The organism is Streptomyces sp. NPDC102406 (genome assembly GCF_044765725.1).
Taxonomy (GTDB): Bacteria; Actinomycetota; Actinomycetes; order Streptomycetales; family Streptomycetaceae; genus Streptomyces.
Window position 1 is genome coordinate 1 of sequence record NZ_JBIWKP010000018.1, and the last position, 20,541, is coordinate 20,541.

The following is a 20,541-nucleotide window of genomic DNA, read 5'->3' on the forward strand; positions in this document are numbered from 1 at the left end:
CGCGGCCGCCCCCCGGGGGGGGGGCGCCCCCCCCCCCCCCGCGGGGGGGGGGGGCCGGGGGGGGCCGCGGGGGGGGGGGCCCCCCCCCCCCCCCCCCCCCCCCCACAACCCCCCCCCCGGCCGCGAACCGAACCACCCCCCCCCAGAATCCGCCCGCCAACCCCCCCCGCACGAAACGTCACGGAGACCCTAAATGACCGCAAACACAACCATCCGCTGGGAACAGGACGACACCGGCATCGTCACCCTCGTCCTGGACGACCCGAACCAGTCCGCGAACACCATGAACCAGGCGTTCAAGAACTCCATCGCCACCGTCGCCGACCGCGCGGAGGCGGAGCGCGACTCCATCAGGGGCATCATCTACACCTCCGCCAAGAAGACGTTCTTCGCGGGCGGTGACCTGAAGGACATGATGAAGGCGGGCCCCGAGGACGCCCAGGCCGTCTTCGAGACCGGCCTCGGCATCAAGAACGCGCTGCGCCGCATCGAGACGCTCGGCAAGCCCGTGGTCGCCGCCATCAACGGCGCGGCCCTCGGCGGCGGTTACGAGATCGCGCTGGCCAGCCACCACCGCGTGGCCCTCGACGCCCCCGGCTCCAAGATCGGCCTGCCCGAGGTCACGCTCGGCCTGCTGCCCGCGAGCGGCGGCGTCACCCGTACCGTCCGCCTCATGGGCATCGCCGACGCCCTCCTCAAGGTGCTGCTCCAGGGCACCCAGTACACCCCCGGGCGCGCCCTGGAGAACGGCCTGGTCCACGAACTGGCCGCCACCCGCGAGGAGATGATCGAGAAGGCCCGCGCCTTCATCGACGCCCACCCCGAGTCGCAGCAGCCCTGGGACAAGCCGGGCTACCGCATCCCCGGCGGCACCCCGGCCCACCCGAAGTTCGCCGCGAACCTCCCGGCCTTCCCCGCCAACCTGAAGAAGCAGTTGAACGGCGCGCCCTACCCGGCCCCGCGCAACATCCTCGCCGCCGCCGTCGAGGGCTCCCAGGTCGACTTCGAGACGGCCCAGACCATCGAGGCCCGCTACTTCACCGAGCTGGTCACCGGACAGACCGCGAAGAACATGATCCAGGCGTTCTTCTTCGACCTCCAGGCCGTCAACTCGGGCGCCAACCGCCCGAAGGGCATCGAGCCGCGTACGGTCCGCAAGGTCGCCGTGCTCGGCGCCGGGATGATGGGCGCGGGCATCGCCTACTCCTGCGCCCGCGCGGGGATCGAGGTCGTCCTCAAGGACGTGTCGGCCGAGGCCGCCGCCAAAGGCAAGGGCTACTCCGAGAAGCTGTGCGCCAAGGCCGTCTCCCGCGGCCGGACCACCCAGGAGAAGGCGGACGCGCTGCTCGCCCGCATCACCCCCACCGCCGACCCGCAGGCCCTCGCCGGCTGCGACGCCGTCATCGAGGCCGTCTTCGAGGACCCGGCGCTCAAGCACAAGGTGTTCCAGGAGATCCAGCACGTCGTCGCCCCCGACGCGCTGCTCTGCTCCAACACCTCCACGCTGCCGATCAGCGTCCTCGCCGAAGGCGTCGAGCGCCGGGCCGACTTCATCGGCCTGCACTTCTTCTCGCCCGTCGACAAGATGCCGCTCGTCGAGATCATCAAGGGGGAGCGGACCGGCGACGAAGCGCTCGCCCGCGCCTTCGACCTCGTACGGCAGATCAACAAGACGCCGATCGTCGTCAACGACTCGCGCGGCTTCTTCACCTCGCGCGTCATCGGCCACTTCATCAACGAGGGCGTCGCCATGGTCGGCGAGGGCATCGAGCCGGCCTCCGTCGAGCAGGCGGCGGGCCAGGCCGGTTACCCGGCGAAGGTGCTGTCCCTGATGGACGAGCTGACGCTCACCCTGCCGCGCAAGATCCGCGAGGAGTCCAAGGCCGCCGTCATCGAGGCGGGCGGCGCGTGGACGTCACACCCCGCCGAGGCCGTCATCGACCGTATGGTCGACGAGTTCGGGCGCCCCGGACGCAGCGGCGGCGCGGGCTTCTACGAGTACGGCGAGGACGGCAAGCGCGCCGGGCTCTGGCCGGGCCTGCGCGAGCACTTCACCAAGCCGGGCACCGAGATCCCGTTCGAGGACATGCAGGAACGCATGCTCTTCTCCGAGGCGCTCGACACGGTGCGCCTCCTGGAGGAAGGTGTCCTGACCTCGGTGGCCGACGCCAACATCGGCTCCATCTTCGGCATCGGCTTCCCCGGCTGGACCGGTGGCGTCCTCCAGTACATCAACGGCTACGAGGGCGGCCTGCCCGGATTCGTCGCCCGCGCGCGTGAGCTGGCCGAGCGCTACGGCGACCGGTTCCTGCCGCCCGCGCTGCTCGTGGAGAAGGCGGAGCGGGGCGAGACCTTCACGGACTGATGCCGTCCGTCGCGGGAGGCGGCTGCCCGGGGGCGATCAGCCCTCGGCGCGGAACGCCTCCCGCAGATCCTCCTTCAACGACCGCTGGAACGCCGTCACCAGCGCCTGCACCACCATCGGCTGCATATGGGCCGACAGCGACCTCATCGCCGCGACATGCTCAGGGTCCGACTCGCGCTCCCGGTAGGGCCCCCACACCTCGTCCTTGAACAGGCGCGACAGCTCGTGCGCCGCCTGCCGGGTGTGTTCGAGCAGGACGGTGCGCGCGGCCAGGATCGTCTCGTGCGCGATCGGCACACCGAGCAACTGCACACCGAGCCGCAGCAGCCCCAGGTCCACCCGGTACACGTCGCGGTCCTCCTCGTACGCGACGACGCCCATCGCGGCCAGCCGGTCCAGGTCGGCGCCGGACAGGGCGCGGCCCGCCCGGCGCTCCAGCTCCGCGCGCTCCATGTCCTCGGCCGTGTCCGGGGCCCAGCTCGCCACCAGGGCGCGGTGGATGGCCAGATCATGGGCGCTGAGGTCCGCCGGGAGCTGCTCCAGGTAGCGTTCGATCGCGGCGAGCGTCATGCCCTGGTGCTGGAGCTCCTCGATCAGCGCGAGCCGCGACAGATGGTCCTGCCCGTAGTGGCCGACCCGGCGGGGGCCGATCACCGGCGGCGGCAGCAGCCCGCGCGTGCTGTAGAAGCGGATCGTCCGGACGGTGACGCCCGCGCGGGCGGCCAGTTCGTCGACAGTCAGCGTGGGGGCGGGCACCGCCCCGGTGTCTCCGGCGTCCCCTGCGTCCTCGGCGTGCTCGGTGTACGTCGTCATGTCCGCCTCGGGGTCGCTCTCACACACGTCAGCTCGGGTCGATGGGTTCAACAGTATTGCTGACACACCGATGTTGTGAAAGTGCCCGGAGCGGCCTTCCGGGCCATGGGGAGCCGGTTCGAGGGTCTTATACGCCTGTCCCGGCGACCTGTACAGAGCCGTACCGGCATGTGAGAAGAACCGCTATGTGATCTCCGCCACCGCGTGTCCGGCGATCTCTGGGGGAAGGTGCACAGTCGGTCCGCGCACTGTCAGGGGTGTCGCGGGCCGGAGCACATCCGGACCCCGGCCGGCCTGCGCGCCGCCGGGCACCACAGAGTGGACACCCCCACGTGAGCAAGGACGCCGTCAACACGGCCGTGGACGCATCCCCCACCGATGCGACCACGACGCCCGCCGACGCGGGCGACGCCGGTTACAGCAAGGACCTCAAGGCCCGCCACGTCAACATGATCGCGATCGGTGGCGCGATCGGCACCGGACTCTTCCTCGGTGCCGGTGGCCGCCTCCACTCGGCGGGCCCCGCCCTCGTCTTCGCCTACCTCCTCTGCGGAGTCTTCGCGTACCTGGTCGTGCGCGCCCTCGGTGAGATGGTCGTGTACCGGCCCTCCTCCGGTTCCTTCGTGTCGTACGCGCGCGAGTTCCTGGGGGAGAAGGGCGCCTACGTCGCCGGTTGGATGTACTTCCTGAACTGGTCGATGACGGGCATCGCCGACATCACGGCCATCGCGCTGTACACGCAGTACTGGAGCGCCTTCACCAGCGTCCCGCAGTGGGTCCTGGCGCTCATCGCCCTCGCCGTCGTGCTCGGCGTGAACCTCGTCTCGGTGAAGTACTTCGGCGAGATGGAGTTCTGGTTCTCGATCATCAAGGTCGCCACCCTCGTGGCCTTCCTGCTCGTGGGCATCTTCCTGATAGCCACGCAGCACCCGGTCGACGGCCAGACACCCGGGCTCGGCATGATCACGGACCATGGCGGCTTCATGCCGAGCGGCGTGATGTCGGTCGTCCTCGTCATGCAGGGCGTCGTGTTCGCCTACGCCGCCCTGGAGCTGGTGGGCGTCGCCGCGGGCGAGACGGCGGAGCCGCACAAGGTCGTCCCGCGCGCGGTGAACTCGATCATGTGGCGCGTGGGCCTCTTCTACTGCGGCTCGGTGCTCGTGCTCGCCCTGCTGCTCCCCTCGACGGCGTACTCGTCGAACGAGAGCCCCTTCGTCACCCTGTTCAGCAAGCTGGGCATCGGCGGCATCGGCGACATCATGAACCTGGTCGTGCTCACCGCCGCCATGTCCTCACTCAACTCCGGCCTGTACTCCACCGGCCGCATCCTGCGCTCCATGGCGATGTCCGGCTCCGCGCCGAAGTTCACCGCCCGGATGAACCGCAGCCAGGTGCCCTACGGCGGCATCCTGCTCACCGCGGGCGTCGGCGTCCTCGGCGTGGGCCTGAACTACCTGCTGCCGCACGACGCCTTCGAGATCGTCATCGAGATCTCCTCGATCGGCATTATCGGTACCTGGGTCATGATCATGGTCGCGCACCTGGCGTTCGTCCGCCGCGCCAAGCAGGGCCTGGTCCAGCGCCCCGCCTTCCGGCTCCCGTGGTCCCCGGTCACCGAGATCGTCACGATCGCCTTCCTGCTCCTCGTCCTCGGCCTCATGTGGAACGACGCGGAGACCGGCCGCAAGACCCTGTCCCTGGTCCCGGTCGTCGCGCTGCTGCTCGTCGGCGGCTGGTTCGCCGCCCGCCGCCGCATCGCCACCACCGAGAAGACGCGGGAGCCCGCCGAGTCGCCCAAGGGCGACTGACGGGCCGCGTTGCGTCCGTGTGCCGATCGGGTAGGACACAGGCATGGGCCAAGTTCCGTGGGACGTCCGCCTGAAGTCGCGTCGACCGGCCGTTCTCGTGGCCGCGTTGACGGCGATGCTCGTCACCTCCGTCCGGCGGCGCCCCCGCCGGGCGGTGCGGCCGGCACCCGCACCGCCCGCACCCCCGAGACTGCGGGCCCACGTGGTGCCGAGCCACCCCGCCCCGGCGGACGCCCCGCACACCGCGGCCGTCACCGACCTGTGCACGTGCGTCGCCGAACTCGCCTCGGACCTCGCCAAGCGCTACGGCGGCGAGATCTGAGGCGAGTCGCCCGGCCGGTCAGTGCTCCGCGTGCACCCCGTCGGTCGCCGCGATCTTCTTCCACGACTTGGGCTGCCGCGGAGCGGCGGCGGCGTGCGCGGCCGGCCGGGCCGGCTTCGACGGCTGGTACAGCCAGGTGTCGAACAGCGCCGCGAGCGGCTTGCCCGACACCTTCTCCGCGTACTGGACGAAGTCGGAGACGCTGGCGTTGCCGTACGCGTGGACCTTCGGCCAGCCCTTCAGGATGGCGAAGAACTTCTTCTCGCCGACCGCGTTGCGCAGCGCCTGTATCGCCACGGCGCCCCGGTCGTAGACCGCCGCGTCGAACTGGTTGTCCGCTCCCGGGTCACCGGGCTTGACCTGCCAGAACGCGTCGTCCGCCGGGTGCTGCGCGTACACGTAGTCCGCGAGTTCCTGCGCGGTGCCCTCGCCCTCCTTCTCGGACCACAGCCACTGGCTGTAGCGCGCGAAGCCCTCGTTGATCCAGATGTCCTTCCAGTTCTCGACGGAGACGCTGTCGCCGTACCACTGGTGCGCCAGCTCATGGACGACCACGGAGACGTTGGCGCCGTTCGCGAACTGCTTCGGCGAGTAGAAGGGCCGCGTCTGCGTCTCCAGGGCGAACGAGGACGGCACGTTCGGCACGTACCCGCCCAGCGCCTCGAAGGGGTAGGGGCCGTAGACCGACTCCAGCCACTCGGCGACCTCGGTCGTGCGCTCCACGCTCGCCTTGGCGGCGCCCTCGTTCGCGCCGAGGTCCTTGCTGTAGGCGTTGACGACCGGCAGGCCGTCCGCGGTCGTGTCGGTCGTGATGTCGAACTTGCCGACCGCCAGCGTCGCGAGGTACGTGGCCTGCGGCTTGCTGGAACGCCAGTTGAAGCGGGTCCAGCCCAGCTTCGAGCTCTGCGACTGGAGCGTCCCGTTGGAGAGGGCCTGCGTGCCGTCCGGCACGGAGACCGACACGTCGTACGTCGCCTTGTCGCGCGGGTGGTCGTTGGACGGGAACCACCAGGCGGCAGCCTCCGGCTCGTTGGCGGCGACGCCACCGTCCGGGGTCCGCTGCCAGGACGTGAACCCCCACAGCTTCACCTCGGAGGGCTTTCCCGCGTACTTCACGACGACCGTGAACGGGGTGCCCTTGGGCAGCCCCGCCAAGGGCGTGACCTCCAGCTCCTGCACACCGGACGTGGTGAACCTCGCCTTCTTGCCGTTCACCCTGACCTCGCTCGCGGTGAGCCCGAGGTCGAGGTCGAACCGCGACAGGTCCTGTGTGGAGGAGGCGAGGATCGTCGCCGTTCCCTCCAACAGGTCCGTCTTCGGCTGGTACTTCAGACGCAGGTCGTAGTGGGAGACGTCGTAGCCGCCGTTGCCGTACGTCGGGTAGTAGGGGTCGCCGATGCCCGAGGCGCCCGGCTGGAAATCGGCGGCCGACGCCGGGATCGCCAGCAGAAGGGAGGCCGCCAGCGCGCCGGGGGCGATGAGTCTGCGGTACACGAATGCTCCAAGTCGTAGGGGCAGGACGAGGATTGATCTCGTCCCCGACCCTATTCAGCCCCGGCCACCCGGTCATGTCCATGGCCGCACCTGTCACACGATCGCCATTCGGCCGACATGTGCCTTTGTGTCCCACGCGCCTGTCATCCGTGGCCGCGGCCCCCTGTCGCACGGGAGTCGACCCGTGTACCTTCCGCGCCATGCCGATACCTGCCAGACGCACCCACCGCCTCTGGAGAACGTTCGCAGCCACGGCCACCGCCGCGCTGCTCGCCGTTCTCGTCGTCCCCGGCGCCGCCCAGGCCGCCCCGGCCGCCCGTGAGTCCCAGCCCGTCTACTCCTACGACGACGCGATCCGCGAATCGGTCTGGGTCGACACCCGCGTCGACGGTGACGGCGACGGAAGGACCGACCGGGTCGCCGTCGACATCGTCCGCCCGCGCGAACCCGCCGCACAGGGCCGCAAAATCCCCGTGATCATGGATGCCAGCCCCTACTACTCCTGCTGCGGGCGCGGCAACGAGAGCCAGTTGAAGACGTACGACGCCGACGGCCACGTCGTCCAGATGCCGCTCTACTACGACAACTACTTCGTGCCCCGCGGCTACGCCTTCGTCGCCGTCGACCTCGCCGGCACCAACCGCTCCGACGGCTGCGTCGACGTCGGCGGGCGCTCCGACGTGCAGTCCGCCAAAGCCGTCGTTGACTGGCTGAACGGCCGCGCCAAGGGCTACGCGAGCCGCACCGGCGGCGAACGCGCCGAGGCGCGTTGGACCAACGGCCGCACCGGCATGATCGGCAAGAGCTACGACGGCACCATCGCCAACGGCGTCGCCGCCACCGGCGTCGAGGGCCTGAGGACCATCGTCCCGATCAGCGCCATCTCGTCCTGGTACGACTACTACTTCCAGCAGGGCGCCCCGCTCTACGACTCCGGCCCCGAGTGGCTGTCCGACTACGTGGAGAGCCCCGAGGCCCGCGCCCGCTGCGCCGCCGTACAGCAGCGACTTGTCGACGAAGCGCCCCGCAGCGGTGACTGGACCCGGCTCTGGGAGGAGCGCGACTACGTCAAGGACGCGCACAAGGTGAGGGCCAGCGTCTTCGTCGCGCACGGCATGCAGGACCTCAACGTCCGCGCCAAGCACTTCGGCCAGTGGTGGGACGCGCTCGCCGAGAACGGTGTGGAGCGCAAGATCTGGCTGTCGCAGACCGGACACGTCGACCCGTTCGACTACCGTCGCGGCGCCTGGGTCGACACCCTGCACCGCTGGTTCGACCACGAACTCCTCGGCTACGACAACGGCATCGACCGCGAGCCGATGGCCGACATCGAGCGCACCCCCGACCACTGGAGCACCGACAAGGTCTGGCCCGCACGCGCGGCGACGACGACCGCGCTGCGCCCCGGCAAGGGCAGCGCCCCGGGCGTCGGCACCCTCGGTCTCAAGGCCGGCCGCGGCACCGAGACGTTCACCGACGACCCGGCCCTGAGCGAGACCGACTGGGCCGCGCAGGTCGACACGTCGACCCCCGGCAAGGCCGGGTTCATCAGCCGCCCGCTCGGCAAGGACCTGCGCCTGTCCGGCTCCTCCAAGGTGACGGTCACCGCGACCCCCACCACGGCGAGCGCGCACCTGAGCGCCGTCCTGGTCGACCTCGGCCCGGCCACCATCCGCGACTACGCGGGCGCGGGCGAGGGCATCACGACGCTCACCGACCGTAGCTGCTGGGGTGCGAGCACCACCGGCGACAGCTCCTGCTTCAAGAACACGCGGGCCGCCACCACCGACGTCAACTCCACGATCTTCAGTCGCGGTTGGGCCGACCTCGGCACGTACGCGAACCCGGACAAGGGCCGCCCGCTCACTCCCGGCAAGCCCTACACCCTCACGCTCTCCCTCGCCGCGGCCGACCACGTCGTGCCCAAGGGCCACCGGCTCGCCCTGATCGTCGCCGGGACGGACAAGGACCTGATCGACCCTCCGTCGACCAGGCCGACCCTCACCCTCGACCTGTCCCGCACCGTGGCCCGCGTCCCCGTCGTCGGCGGCGCCGGTGCCTTCGCGGCGGCCACCGCCGGGTCCCACGCGGCCCTCCCGCACGCCCCCGCGGCCGACGGCGTGAGCCCGTTCCGCCAGGACCGTCCCGTCCCGGGAGGCAGCCACCGATGAAGCCCCGCACCCGCGCCCTCGCGCTGACCTCCGCGGCGGCGGCGCTCGCCGCGCCCCTCGCCTGGACGGTCCCCGCCCAGGCGGCGCCCACGCCCCCGCGAACCGGCTTCGAGCAGACGAACGGCGCCCGCTGGACCAGCCAGCCCGAGGAGCAGCGACTCCTCGCCGCCGTCGACAAGGCGTCCGACGAGGTCTCCGTCGCCCGCGTCGGCACGACGAAGCAGGGCCGGCCGGTGCAACTGGTCCGCGTCGGCGCCCGGCACTCCGCCCGCACCGTCCTGCTGATCTGTAGCCAGCACGGCGACGAACCGTCGGGGCGCGAGGCGTGCCTCACCGAGATCCGCGACCTCGCGTACGCCAAGGACAAGGCCACCCGAGCCTTTCTCGCCCGCACGACCCTGCTCGTCGTGCCCACCGCCAACCCCGACGGCCGCGCCGCCGACACCCGAGGCAACTCCGACGGCGTCGACATCAACCGCGACCACATCGCCCTGCGGACGGCGGAGGCCCGCGCCATGGCCGCCGTCATCCGAGACCGGCGGCCCGACGTCATCTACGACCTGCACGAGTACGGGGCCACCCCCCGGTACTACGACAAGGCCCTCTTCGACCTGTGGCCGCGCAACCTCAACACCGACGCCGCGGTCCACGACGAGGCCGAGAAGCTGTCCCTCGGGTACGTCCGCCCGGCCGCGAACGCCGCCGGGTACTCCACGGGCACGTACGGCATCTGGACCGACCCGGTCACCGGCGACCCGATCAAGCAGACCGCGGGCGACGGGCAGGAGCGCATCCTGCGCAACGTCTCCGGCGTCAAGCACGCCGTCGGCCTGCTCATCGAGAGCCGCGTCGACCCCGGCACCCCCGCGGAGGAGGCCGACGAGGCGCTGAACAACCGGCGTCGCCGAGACTCCCAACTCGCCGCGCTGGGCGGGCTGTTCCGCTTCACAGGGGAGCGGGCCCGCCAGGTCGCGGCGGCGACGGACGCGGCCCGCGCCGCCGGGTTCCGCGACACCGGACCCGTCTACCTCGGCGGCGCCGACAACGACCCGGCCGAACCCGCCGAGATCATCCAGCACCCGCCCTGCGGATACCGGCTCACCGCGGACCAGTACGCCGAGTTCGGGGACGAGTTGTCGCTGCACGGTGTCACCGTCCGCAGGACGGGCAGCGGAGCCTACGTACCGCTGCGGCAGTCCCAGCGGGCCCTGGTGGCGCTGCTGCTCGACGCCCGCGCGCCGTACCACCTCACGGAAGGGGTGCCCGACACCGGCTGCTGAACAGGTGTGGGACGCGTCGGATGTGGTAGGCCCTAAAGGGTGTCAACCCCACAGAAACCACCCATCGACGCGTCCCTCCCCCACGAGGCGACAGGCGGCCGAAGCCCCGCCACCGACCGGATCGTGTTCGGCGTCACCGCCGTGCTCACCCTGGCCTTCGTGGTCTGGGGCTCCGTCGCCACCGACAACCTGGAGAGCGTCTCCACGAGAGCGCTCAACGGCCTCATCCACAACGGCGGTTGGGCCTTCATGCTCGCCGCCACCGGCTTCGTCGTCTTCGCGCTGTGGCTGGCCGTCAGCCGCTACGGGAAGATCACCCTCGGCAAGGAGGGCGAGGAACCGGAGTTCCGCACCGTCTCCTGGGTCGCCATGATGTTCAGCGCCGGCATGGGCATCGGTCTCATGTTCTACGGCGTGAGCGAACCCCTCGCACACTTCACGACGCCCCCGCCCGGCACCGAACCGGCGGACTCGGCCGAGGCCATGGAGACGGCCATGGCGACGACCCTGTTCCACTGGACCCTGCACCCCTGGGCGATCTACGCCGTCGTCGGCCTCGCCATCGCCTACAGCACGTTCCGCCGTCGCAGGCGCCAGACGATCTCCTCCGTCTTCGTGCCGCTCATCGGCGAGAAGCACGCGCACGGGGCGTGGGGCCGGGTCATCGACATCATCGCGATCTTCGCCACCCTCTTCGGCTCCGCGGCCTCGCTCGGCCTCGGCGCCCTCCAGATCGGTTCCGGCTTCGAGGTCCTCGACTGGATGGACAAGGCGAGCACGGGGCTGCTCGTCTCCATCATCGCCGTCCTGACCGTGGCGTTCGTGGCCTCCGCCGTCTCCGGGGTGGAGAAGGGCATCCAGTGGCTGTCGAACATCAACATGGTGCTCGCGCTCATCCTCGCCGTCTTCGTCTTCGTCGCGGGCCCCACGATCATCGTCCTGGACCTCCTGCCGACCTCCCTCGGCGCCTACCTCGGTGACCTGCCCCAGCTCATCGGCCGCACCGAGGCCTCCAGCGGCAAGGGCGTCGCCGACTGGCTCAGCAGTTGGACGGTCTTCTACTGGGCGTGGTGGATCTCCTGGACGCCCTTCGTCGGCATGTTCATCGCCCGCATCAGCCGTGGCCGCACCATCCGCCAGTTCGTCGGCGGCGTCATCCTCGTCCCGTCCACCGTGAGCCTGCTCTGGTTCGCGATCTTCGGCGGTACGGCGATGAAGATGAAGGAGCACGGACAGCTCGGCGGCGCCTCCACCGCGGAGGCGCAACTCTTCGGCGTCCTGCACGAGTTCCCCATCGCCACCGCCTCCAGCCTGCTGGTCATGATCCTCGTCGGCATCTTCTTCGTCTCCGGAGCCGACGCGGCCTCCATCGTCATGGGCACGCTGTCGCAGAAGGGCGCCCTCGAACCCGGCCGGTTCGTCGTCATCTTCTGGGGCGTCGTCACGGGCGCGGTGGCCGCCGTCATGCTCCTCATCGGCAACGGCTCGGGCAACGCGCTCACGGGGCTGCAGAACCTCACCATCCTGGTGGCGGCGCCCTTCACCCTGGTGATGATCGGCATGTGCGTGGCCCTCATGCGCGACCTGCGCCAGGACCCGCTGATCGTCCGCGGCGACATGGGCATCGAGGTCGTCCAGGCGGCCGTGGTCGCCGGTCACGAGAAGTACGGCGGCGAGTTCGAGATCACCATCGGCCCCGGCGAGGGCCTGGAGACGGAGGGCGACCCCCTCGAAAAACACTGACCCCTTCACCTCGCACGCGACGCGGCACCGCCGATCGCCCACGTGACGAGCGCGGGCGATCGGGGGGTGGGAGGCGCTCCGTAGCGGAATGTGTCATGCCGTGCTCACTTCGGCGGCCGAGTGGGAATACTCGGGGCATGTCTGCCGAGTACGCGACCTTCGGGCTGGCACCGGCGATGCGCGCCGGTGGAGTCCTCGCCAACGGTGACGTCCAGGTCCACCGCGACTTCGTGGACTTCATCGTCGACGGCCGCCCGCTGCTGTTCCAGCTCTCCGACCTCGACGCCGTCTCGCCGCTGGCCGCCGACATCCCGCCCGCCATCTTCACCGCCCACGTCAGGAGCCTGCTCCTGGAGGCGGAGGCGCCGCTCGCCGACGGCCGGTACGTCATCTACGGCTGCCCCGAGTGCGAGGGGCTGGAGTGCGGCGCGGTCACCGCGGTGATCGAGCGGGCCGGTGACGACGGTGACGACTACGTGTGGCGGGACTTCGCGTGGCAGACCGACGACCACGCCGACCTGGAGCTCAACGGCTACCACGGCATAGGCCCCTTCCTCTTCCACGGCGCCGCCTACCGCACGGCGCTCGGCCACCTGCTCACCGCGGGGGCCGGACCCGTCAGGCGCCGGGTGCTGCTGATCGGCGCCCGCGTCGCCCTCCTCGCCAAGCTCGCCGCCGCCCTGCGCACCATCGGCATCGGCGCCGACATCACCCAGGACGCCTCCGACGTCTCCGCCGAGGAACTGCGCGGGTACGGGGCCGTCGCGTTCGGCCGCGCCGTCGACGCGCACCGGCGCGATGTCGCATGCCACCAGTTCCAGCAGGCGGGCGCCGACCCCGCGTACGTCGAAGGACTCGCGCCGATCGTCCCGCTGCTCGTCGCCCAGATCGAGGCCGCGCTCGACCGCAGCCCGCCAGGACAGCGGCGCCTGACCGCACTGGTCGCCGCCGACGGGGAGGCGGGCCTCGAAGTGACCTCGACCTGCCGCGTGCAGCTCACCTCGTACCGGCTCGACCGCCTGTACCGCACCCACACCCACGCGGTCTTCGACGAGGTCCTCGCCGCGGGCCGGCACCGTATCCCCCTTGATCGCAAGGCGACCAAGGGGGAATCCTTCCTCGTGGCGCGCACCACGGGAAGCGTGCTGGTGACGCCGATGGCGCGCTGAAGGCCCCCCGGGGCGGCGCGCGTGCGTCGCGCTCCGGTGCCCCGCTTAGGATGAAAAGCCTGATGACTGCCACCCTCGTAGCCAAGAACCTCGCCGCAGGACACGGTGACCGGGCCCTGTTCGCCGGGCTCGACCTCGTCGTCGCCCCCGGCGACGTGATCGGACTCGTCGGCGCCAACGGAGCCGGCAAGTCCACCCTCCTGCGTCTCCTCGCCGGGCTCGCCACCCCCGAGGAGGGCGAACTGCGCCTCTCCCCGCCGACCGCGACCGTGGGCCACCTCCCCCAGGAGCCGGAGCGCAGGGCCGGCGAGACCGTCCGGCAGTTCCTCGCCCGCCGCACCGGCGTCGACGAGGCGCAGCGCGCCATGGACGAGGCCACGCAGGCCCTCGTGGAGGGGACCCCGGGCGCCGACGACGCGTACGCGACCAGCCTGGAGCGCTGGCTCGACCTCGGCGGCGCCGACCTCGACGAACGCGCCGAGGAGGTCGCCGGCCAGCTCGGCCTGCGCGTCGGCCTCGACCAGCCGATGACGTCGCTCTCCGGCGGCCAGGCCGCCCGCGCGGGCCTGGCCTCCCTGCTCCTGTCCCGCTACGACGTCTTCCTCCTGGACGAGCCGACCAACGACCTCGACCTGGCGGGCCTGGAGCGCCTGGAGACCTTCGTCAAGGGTCTTCGCGCGGGCACCGTCGTCGTCAGCCACGACCGCGAGTTCCTCGCCCGCACGGTCACCAAGGTCCTCGAACTCGACCTCGTCCAGCAGGAGATCAACCTCTACGGCGGCGGCTACGACGCCTACCTGGAGGAGCGCGACGTCGCCCGGCGCCACGCGCGCGAGGAGTTCGAGGAGTACGCCGACAAGAGGTCGGCTCTCGAAGGCCGCGCCCAGATGCAGCGGTCCTGGATGGACAAGGGCGTCAAGAACGCCCGGCGCAAGGCGACCGACAACGACAAGATCGGCCGCAAGTTCCGCAGCGAGGCCAGCGAGAAGCAGGCCGCCAAGGCCCGCCAGACGCAGCGCATGATCGAACGGCTCGACGTCGTCGAGGAACCCCGCAAGGAGTGGGAGCTGCGCATGGAGATCGCGGCGGCGCCCCGCTCGGGCTCCGTCGTCGCCTCGCTCAGGGACGCCGAAGTGCGGCGCGGGGACTTCGTGTTCGGCCCGGTCACCCTCCAGATCGACTGGGCGGACCGGGTCGCGATCACCGGCGTGAACGGCTCGGGCAAGTCGACCCTGCTCGCGGCCCTGCTCGGCCGCCTCCCGCTCGACTCGGGGCACGCGACGCTCGGCTCCGGTGTCGTGGTCGGCGAGGTCGACCAGGCCCGCGCCCTGTTCCACGGCCCGGAGGCCCTGCTCGACGCGTTCTGCGCGGCGGTCCCCGACACCGAACCGGCCGAGGTCCGCACGCTCCTCGCCAAGTTCGGCCTGAAGGCCGCCCACGTCCTGCGCCCGGCGGCGACCCTCTCACCCGGCGAACGCACCCGCGCCGCCCTCGCCCTCCTCCAGGGCAGGGGCGTCAACCTCCTGGTCCTGGACGAGCCGACCAACCACCTGGACCTGCCCGCCATCGAGCAGCTCGAGTCGGCCCTCGACTCGTACAACGGGACGCTGCTGCTGGTCACGCACGACCGCAGGATGCTGGACGCGGTCCGTACGGACCGGCGCCTGGAGGTCGCCGACGGAAAGGTCACGGAGGCCTGACCGGCCGACGGCCGGGGAGCGTCCCCGAGGGGGCTCCCCGGCCGACGGCGGTTACGCCAGTCCGGCCTTCCGCAGGGCGTCCAGCATCGCGGAGTTGGCGGGCGCGGGAGCGGGCCGCCCCTTGCCCTTCCCGGCACCGGAGGCGGCTCCCGCACCGCCGCGGTTCTGCCGGGTCTTCTGCTGCGGCGGACGCTGACGCGCCCCGCGCTCCCCACCGGGAGCGCCGCCCTTCTCGTCGTCCAGGCGCAGGGTCAGCGAGATCCGCTTGCGCGGTACGTCGACCTCCAGCACCTTGACCTTCACGATGTCGCCGGGCTTCACGACGTCACGCGGGTCCTTCACGAACGTACGGGACAGGGCCGACACATGCGCGAGCCCGTCCTGGTGCACACCGATGTCGATGAACGCCCCGAACGCGGCGACGTTCGTCACGACGCCCTCCAGGATCATCCCCGGCTCCAGGTCGGAGATCTTCTCCACGCCCTCCTTGAAGGTGGCCGTCCGGAAGGCGGGCCGCGGGTCGCGCCCCGGCTTCTCCAGCTCCTTCAGGATGTCCGTCACGGTCGGCAGACCGAACGTGTCGTCCACGTAGTCGGCCGCCTTGAGCGAGCGCAGCGTCCCCGTGTCACCGATCAGCGAGCCGACCTCGCCGCCCGTCGACTTCGCCATCCGCCGGACCAGCGGATAGGCCTCGGGGTGCACGGCCGACGCGTCCAGCGGGTCGTCGCCGCCGCGGATCCGCAGGAAGCCCGCGCACTGCTCGTACGCCTTCGGGCCGAGCCTGGCCACGTCCTTGAGTCCCTTGCGGTTGCCGAAGGGGCCGTGGGCGTCGCGGTGCGCCACGATGTTCTCCGCGAGCCCTGCGCCGATGCCGGAGACCCGGGCGAGCAGCGGGGCCGACGCGGTGTTCACGTCCACGCCCACGCCGTTCACACAGTCCTCGACCACGGCGTCCAGGGAGCGCGAGAGCTTCACCTCGCTGAGGTCGTGCTGGTACTGGCCGACGCCGATCGACTTCGGGTCGATCTTGACCAGTTCGGCGAGCGGGTCCTGGAGGCGCCGGGCGATCGAGACGGCGCCCCGCAGCGACACGTCCATGTCCGGCAGCTCCTGCGAGGCGAACGCCGACGCCGAGTACACCGACGCGCCCGCCTCGGAGACCATCACCTTGGTGAGCTTCAGCTCCGGGTGCTTGTCGATGAGTTCACCGGCGAGCTTGTCGGTCTCGCGGGACGCCGTTCCGTTGCCGATGGCGATCAGGTCGACCGCGTGCTCCTGGGCGAGCCGCGCCAGCTTGGCGATCGCCTCGTCCCAGCGGTTGGCCGGGACGTGCGGGTGGATGACGTCGGTCGCCACGACCTTGCCCGTCGCGTCGACCACCGCCACCTTCACGCCCGTACGGAAACCGGGGTCGAGGCCCAGCGTCGCGCGCGTGCCCGCGGGGGCGGCGAGGAGCAGGTCCCGCAGGTTCGCCGCGAAGACCTTGACCGCCTCGTCCTCCGCGGCCGTGCGAAGCCGCAGCCGCAGGTCGATGCCGAGGTGCACCAGGATGCGCGTGCGCCAGGCCCAGCGGACCGTGTCGGCGAGCCACTTGTCGCCGGGACGCCCCTGGTTCCGGATGCCGAACCGGTCGGCGATGATCGGCTCGTAGGAGGAGGTGGCCGACGCGGTCGGGCCCTCCGCGCCGGGCTCCTCCGGTTCGAGGACGAGGTCGAGCACGTCCTCCTTCTCGCCGCGCAGCATCGCCAGGACGCGGTGCGAGGGCAACTCCTTGAAAGGCTGTGCGAAGTCGAAGTAATCGGCGAACTTGGCGCCCGCCTCCTCCTTGCCGGACCGCACCTTCGCGACGAGCCGCCCGCGCACCCACATGCGCTCGCGCAGTTCACCGATGAGGTCGGCGTCCTCCGAGAACCGCTCGGTGAGGATCGCCCGGGCCCCGTCGAGCGCCGCCTGCGGATCGGCGACGCCCTTGTCGGCGTCCACGAACGCCGCCGCGGCGGCGAGCGGCTCCACCGACGGGTCGGCGAACAGGCCGTCCGCCAACGGCTCCAGGCCCGCCTCACGCGCGATCTGCGCCTTCGTCCGCCGCTTCGGCTTGAACGGCAGGTAGATGTCCTCCAGGCGCGCCTTGGTGTCGGCGGCCCGGATGCTCGCCTCCAGCTCCTCGGTGAGCTTGCCCTGCTCACGCACCGAGTCGAGGACCGACGCGCGCCGCTCCTCCAGCTCCCGCAGATACCGCAGCCGCTCCTCCAGGGTGCGGAGCTGGGCGTCGTCGAGGGACTCCGTCGCCTCCTTGCGGTAGCGGGCGATGAAGGGCACCGTCGAGCCGCCGTCCAGCAGCTCGACGGCGGCCTTCACCTGCCGCTCCCGTACGCCGAGTTCCTCGGCGATCCTGCCTTCGATGGACCCAACAGTGGGTGTCGCCACGATCCCGTACCGCCTATGTCGAATGAGGTTGCGCGGCAATTGTGGCAGGTGACACCGACAGTGGGGGATCAAGCCGGGCCCGGCTGTGTCTGCGGCGGTCTCAGACGGTCTCAGGCGGCCTTGCCGATGAGGTCCGCGGGGAACGCCCCGTTGCCGAGCGCCGCTCCGACGAACCCGGTGGCCAGCTCCGTCAGCCGGGCCACGCCCTCGTCGCCGAGGTGCTCGTAGGGCGCCCGGTCGAGGACGTCCGTACGCTCCTCCAGCGCCGCGCGCAGCTCCACGCCCTGCTCGGTGAGGGTCAGCTCCTCGTCATCGGTGAGCAGCCCCCGCGCGCGCAGCCGTCCGGCGGCCAGGTCGAACTCGGCCCGGGTCCAGCCGCGCGTGGCGAGCAGCCACTTCGGTGCCATGCCCTTGCCGGTCGCGACATGGCTGACGAGGGCTTCCACCGGGTCGAGCTCGGCGGCGAGCAACGCGGCGATGTGCCCGTCGCCCCGGTGTTCGCGCAGCAGCGTGGCCGCGTGCCAGTACGCGAGGTGCGGCGCCTCCGGCACGGGCAGGTCCGCGTGGGCCGCGTACAGGGGGCGGGCGTGTCGCGTGCAGGCCTCCGTGGCGCGCAGGGCGAGTTCGGCGGCCTCGGCCATCTCCCGGGAGGCGAGGACCTCCTCGCCGAGCAGTCGGCGCAGCGTCGAGTCGACGGCACGCGCGCGTGCCGCGAGCACCGTCTCCGGGGAGGCGATCCGCCACACGGCGGGGACGTGCCGGGCCACGAGGTCGTGGTTGAAGTTGTAGAAGGTCGAGGTCACGGTCCCGGCGCCGACGGCCCCCAGGGCCGCGGAGCGTGCCGCGAAGTAGGCGGCGCTGCGGTCTTCCACTCCCACGGCGGCCAGCTCCTTGCCCATGTCGGGCGAGAAGTAGTGCGTCGAATGGAAGGGGTTGAGGACGTTGTGACAGCGGCGGGCGGCGCGCAGGCGCGGATCGGGGCTCATGCCCGTACGTTACCGACCGGTTGGTACGTGGCGGAACAGGGGGGAACGGTCCAGTCGAAGCGCGGTGCCCTGCGCTCCAGGAACGCGGCGACGCCCTCCGCGGTGTCGCCGCTGCCGCGCGCCTGCTCCGCCCAGTACGCGTCCCGGTCGGTGCGCCCCGCCATGAACTCCTTCGCCGCGGCCTGCGTCAACTGCGAGCGTGCCACCAGCACCCGGGTGAACTCCGCGACGCGCTCGTCCAGGTCGGGCCCGGCCAGGACCTCGTCGAGGAGGCCGGTCCGCAGAGCCCGCTCCGTGCCGATCAACTCGCCCGAGTACAGGAGGTACTTGGCGGTCGACGGACCGACCAGTGCGGTCAGGCGCCGGGTGGAGGACGCCGGATAGACGATCCCGAGCTTCGCCGGCGTCACCCCGAACCGTGCGCCGTCGGCGGCGAACCGGAGATCGCAGGCGGCCGCGAGCTGGCAGCCGCCGCCCACGCAGAAGCCGCGCACCACGGCCAGCGTCGGCTTCGGGAAGGCGGCGAGCGCCTCCTCGGCCGCGACAGCCAGTCGCTGCGCCGCTCCCGCGCCGGAGGCGAGCGTGGAGATGTCCGCACCCGCGCAGAAGGTGTCACCGGCGCCGGTCAGTACGAGGACCCGTACCGCCGGATCGGCCGCGAGGCGCGTGAGCAGCGGGGGCAGCGCGGCCCACATGGGGTCGGTCATGGCGTTGCGTTTGGCCGGGTGGTCGATGACCACGGTGGCGACCCCGTCGGTGACGGTGTGCGTGAGCTGCTGCGGGGACAAGGGAGCCATGCGCCGGATGCTATCCGTCGGGAGCGACTCCGAAAGAAGAAGGACCGGAGCACAATCCGGACAAGATCATTCGTGCGGAAGACATATTCAGGCGCCAGTGATCAAAAAGCGTCGATAGTCGCTGACTTCTGGTCAGTTATCCGGCCCGGACCTGTGCGTTACCAACACTCGAAGGGTGGTGACAATCGAGCGCAAGGGCGGCGACCGGGCGATGGGTGACGACGGGCCGGGGGCCCGCGCTCTCCCCGCGAACCAAGGGGGAGCGCCCCCCGGACACACAGCGGCCGACCGCGCGGACGGCGGGCCGCTCCCGTACGAGGGAGTCTGGCGCTTCACCGCGCAGGCGGTCGACGCGTCCGTGCCGCAGGCCCGCCGGGCCGTGCGTGAACTCCTCGCCCGGCAAGGCGTGCCCATCGGCGACGACCTGGTCCACGGGCTGCTGGTGATCGTCTCCGAGCTGGTCACCAACGCGGTGAAGCACGCCGCCCTGCTCTCGCCCATGCTCGCCGTGGAGGTCGCCGTCGGCGCGGAATGGGTACGCGTCTCCGTGGAGGACGACCACCCCTACCGTCCGACGGCCCTCGAAGCGACCAGCGGCCAGACCGGCGGGCGCGGACTCCTCCTCGTCCGGGAGATCACCGCGGAGGCGGGCGGCGTCTGCGACGTCGCGCACACCGCGACCGGCGGCAAGGTCATCTGGGCCGCCCTGCCTCTCAAACCCCTGGGCGTGTGACCACCGGGCGGGTGACGACTACCAGCCCGCGGCCGGGCCCGTCAGTTCGCGGACGGCCGGACGCGCCGCGTCGAGCACGGTCATGAACCACGCGGAGAACGGGTCCCGGGCGTGCCGCTCGGCCAGTTCACCGGCGGTCACGAAAGCCGTCGCCCCGACCTCCTCCGGGTCGGGGGCCGGAGGCGTCTGCACCATCCCGACGAACAGGTGGTTGAACTCCTGCTCCACCAGCCCCGATGCGGGGTCCGGGTGGTTGTACCGCACCGTCCCGGCCTCCGCCATCAATGACGGCGAGACACCCAGCTCCTCGAAGGTGCGCCGGGCCGCCGCCGCGAACGGCGCCTCGCCCGGATAGGGGTGCCCGCAGCAGGTGTTCGACCAGACGCCGGGGGAGTGGTACTTGCCGAGCGCCCGCTGCTGGAGGAGCAGCCGCCCCTGCTCGTCGAAGAGGAACACGGAGAACGCTCTGTGCAACCGGCCGGGTGCCTGATGGGCGGCGAGCTTCTCCGCTGTGCCGATCGTCCTGCCGTCCTCGTCGACGAGTTCCAGCAGAATTGTCTCTCCGGTGCCGTTCGACGCGTTGTTCGCCGCGGTGGCAGGTGTGATCGGCATACCCATCCTTCGCTCTGGTCCTCACCCACCAGTCTGCCGTACGCGGCGCGCTGTCCCGACCCAGCCGCGTGTCGGATGTCCCGCCCGGCCGTGGCGGGGCGGGACATCCGCGCGGTCACGC

Annotated in this window: 15 protein-coding genes; 9 read left to right on the top strand and 6 right to left on the bottom strand. The window is 71.4% G+C overall.

All coding sequences use genetic code 11. From position 1 onward, the window contains the following. Positions 1-193 precede the first annotated feature (193 nt). Positions 194-2,365, top strand: coding sequence for a 3-hydroxyacyl-CoA dehydrogenase NAD-binding domain-containing protein (locus ACIRF8_RS35875; RefSeq protein WP_404222145.1), 2,172 nt, complete (start codon positions 194-196; stop codon positions 2,363-2,365). 36 nt (positions 2,366-2,401) lie between these two features. Here the strand turns inward: ACIRF8_RS35875 and ACIRF8_RS35880 are convergent, their stop codons facing one another. Then, positions 2,402-3,178 (bottom strand): MerR family transcriptional regulator, encoded by a 777-nt coding sequence (locus ACIRF8_RS35880; protein WP_404222260.1) that lies wholly within the window; start codon positions 3,176-3,178, stop codon positions 2,402-2,404. A gap of 332 nt (positions 3,179-3,510) precedes the next feature. Here ACIRF8_RS35880 and ACIRF8_RS35885 point away from each other — a divergent pair, with 332 nt between their 5' ends. After that, positions 3,511-4,986 (top strand): amino acid permease, encoded by a 1,476-nt coding sequence (locus tag ACIRF8_RS35885; RefSeq protein WP_404222147.1) that lies wholly within the window; start codon positions 3,511-3,513, stop codon positions 4,984-4,986. A gap of 43 nt (positions 4,987-5,029) precedes the next feature. Then, entirely contained in the window at positions 5,030-5,308 is a 279-nt protein-coding gene (locus ACIRF8_RS35890; RefSeq protein WP_404222150.1) for a hypothetical protein, read from the top strand. An 18-nt stretch (positions 5,309-5,326) separates the two neighbouring features. Here the strand turns inward: ACIRF8_RS35890 and ACIRF8_RS35895 are convergent, their stop codons facing one another. Beyond that, entirely contained in the window at positions 5,327-6,802 is a 1,476-nt protein-coding gene (locus ACIRF8_RS35895; RefSeq protein WP_404222153.1) for a M1 family metallopeptidase, read from the bottom strand. 200 nt (positions 6,803-7,002) lie between these two features. On the opposite strand from ACIRF8_RS35895, the gene ACIRF8_RS35900 reads away from it, so the two are divergent. The 5 genes from ACIRF8_RS35900 (at position 7,003) to ACIRF8_RS35920 (ending at position 14,865) form a co-directional block, all read left to right on the top strand. Then, a complete protein-coding gene (locus tag ACIRF8_RS35900) occupies positions 7,003-8,973 on the top strand; it encodes a Xaa-Pro dipeptidyl-peptidase (RefSeq protein ID WP_404222155.1) in 1,971 nt (656 codons plus the stop codon). Beyond that, positions 8,970-10,253 (top strand): M14 family metallocarboxypeptidase, encoded by a 1,284-nt coding sequence (locus ACIRF8_RS35905; RefSeq protein WP_404222157.1) that lies wholly within the window; start codon positions 8,970-8,972, stop codon positions 10,251-10,253. Before ACIRF8_RS35900 ends, ACIRF8_RS35905 begins: the two co-directional genes overlap by 4 nt. A 63-nt stretch (positions 10,254-10,316) precedes the next feature. Then, the gene (locus ACIRF8_RS35910) at positions 10,317-11,996 is read left to right on the top strand and encodes a BCCT family transporter (protein ID WP_404222262.1); all 1,680 of its coding nucleotides are present in this window, start codon (positions 10,317-10,319) and stop codon (positions 11,994-11,996) included. Positions 11,997-12,133: 137 nt separating this feature from the next. Further along, positions 12,134-13,165 carry an oxidoreductase gene (locus tag ACIRF8_RS35915; RefSeq protein WP_404222159.1) on the top strand — a complete coding sequence of 344 codons (1,032 nt, stop codon included), beginning with the start codon at positions 12,134-12,136 and terminating at the stop codon, positions 13,163-13,165. 62 nt (positions 13,166-13,227) lie between these two features. After that, positions 13,228-14,865: an ABC-F family ATP-binding cassette domain-containing protein gene (locus ACIRF8_RS35920; RefSeq protein ID WP_404222161.1), complete on the top strand. Its 1,638-nt coding sequence runs from the start codon at positions 13,228-13,230 to the stop codon at positions 14,863-14,865. A gap of 51 nt (positions 14,866-14,916) precedes the next feature. Here the strand turns inward: ACIRF8_RS35920 and ACIRF8_RS35925 are convergent, their stop codons facing one another. The 3 genes from ACIRF8_RS35925 to ACIRF8_RS35935 all read right to left on the bottom strand — a co-directional run bounded on the left by ACIRF8_RS35925 (position 14,917) and on the right by ACIRF8_RS35935 (position 19,075). Beyond that, the gene (locus ACIRF8_RS35925) at positions 14,917-17,292 is read right to left on the bottom strand and encodes a Tex family protein (protein ID WP_404222164.1); all 2,376 of its coding nucleotides are present in this window, start codon (positions 17,290-17,292) and stop codon (positions 14,917-14,919) included. Positions 17,293-17,402: 110 nt separating this feature from the next. Further along, entirely contained in the window at positions 17,403-18,278 is an 876-nt protein-coding gene (locus tag ACIRF8_RS35930) for a hypothetical protein (RefSeq protein WP_404222167.1), read from the bottom strand. Further along, the gene (locus tag ACIRF8_RS35935; protein ID WP_404222169.1) at positions 18,275-19,075 is read right to left on the bottom strand and encodes an enoyl-CoA hydratase/isomerase family protein; all 801 of its coding nucleotides are present in this window, start codon (positions 19,073-19,075) and stop codon (positions 18,275-18,277) included. Before ACIRF8_RS35935 ends, ACIRF8_RS35930 begins: the two co-directional genes overlap by 4 nt. A 211-nt stretch (positions 19,076-19,286) precedes the next feature. Between ACIRF8_RS35935 and ACIRF8_RS35940 the strand changes: the two genes are divergently transcribed. Then, positions 19,287-19,808, top strand: a complete 522-nt coding sequence (locus tag ACIRF8_RS35940; RefSeq protein ID WP_404222264.1) for an ATP-binding protein — start codon at positions 19,287-19,289, stop codon at positions 19,806-19,808. 18 nt (positions 19,809-19,826) lie between these two features. On the opposite strand, the gene idi is transcribed toward ACIRF8_RS35940, so the two are convergent. Continuing rightward, entirely contained in the window at positions 19,827-20,420 is a 594-nt protein-coding gene (gene idi / locus ACIRF8_RS35945) for an isopentenyl-diphosphate Delta-isomerase (protein WP_404222171.1), read from the bottom strand. Between the last annotated feature and the right edge of the window lie 121 nt (positions 20,421-20,541).

What these genes read in the sequence shown, in the direction of transcription:
- ACIRF8_RS35875 (WP_404222145.1), top strand. Translation starts at nt 194, where the DNA reads ATGACCGCAAACACAACCATCCGCTGGGAACAGGACGACACCGGCATC.
- idi (WP_404222171.1), bottom strand. Translation starts at nt 20,420, where the DNA reads ATGCCGATCACACCTGCCACCGCGGCGAACAACGCGTCGAACGGCACC.
- ACIRF8_RS35920 (WP_404222161.1), top strand. Translation starts at nt 13,228, where the DNA reads ATGACTGCCACCCTCGTAGCCAAGAACCTCGCCGCAGGACACGGTGAC.
- ACIRF8_RS35890 (WP_404222150.1), top strand. Translation starts at nt 5,030, where the DNA reads ATGGGCCAAGTTCCGTGGGACGTCCGCCTGAAGTCGCGTCGACCGGCC.
- ACIRF8_RS35935 (WP_404222169.1), bottom strand. Translation starts at nt 19,075, where the DNA reads ATGGCTCCCTTGTCCCCGCAGCAGCTCACGCACACCGTCACCGACGGG.
- ACIRF8_RS35905 (WP_404222157.1), top strand. Translation starts at nt 8,970, where the DNA reads ATGAAGCCCCGCACCCGCGCCCTCGCGCTGACCTCCGCGGCGGCGGCG.
- ACIRF8_RS35880 (WP_404222260.1), bottom strand. Translation starts at nt 3,178, where the DNA reads ATGACGACGTACACCGAGCACGCCGAGGACGCAGGGGACGCCGGAGAC.
- ACIRF8_RS35930 (WP_404222167.1), bottom strand. Translation starts at nt 18,278, where the DNA reads ATGAGCCCCGATCCGCGCCTGCGCGCCGCCCGCCGCTGTCACAACGTC.
- ACIRF8_RS35915 (WP_404222159.1), top strand. Translation starts at nt 12,134, where the DNA reads ATGTCTGCCGAGTACGCGACCTTCGGGCTGGCACCGGCGATGCGCGCC.
- ACIRF8_RS35900 (WP_404222155.1), top strand. Translation starts at nt 7,003, where the DNA reads ATGCCGATACCTGCCAGACGCACCCACCGCCTCTGGAGAACGTTCGCA.
- ACIRF8_RS35940 (WP_404222264.1), top strand. Translation starts at nt 19,287, where the DNA reads ATGGGTGACGACGGGCCGGGGGCCCGCGCTCTCCCCGCGAACCAAGGG.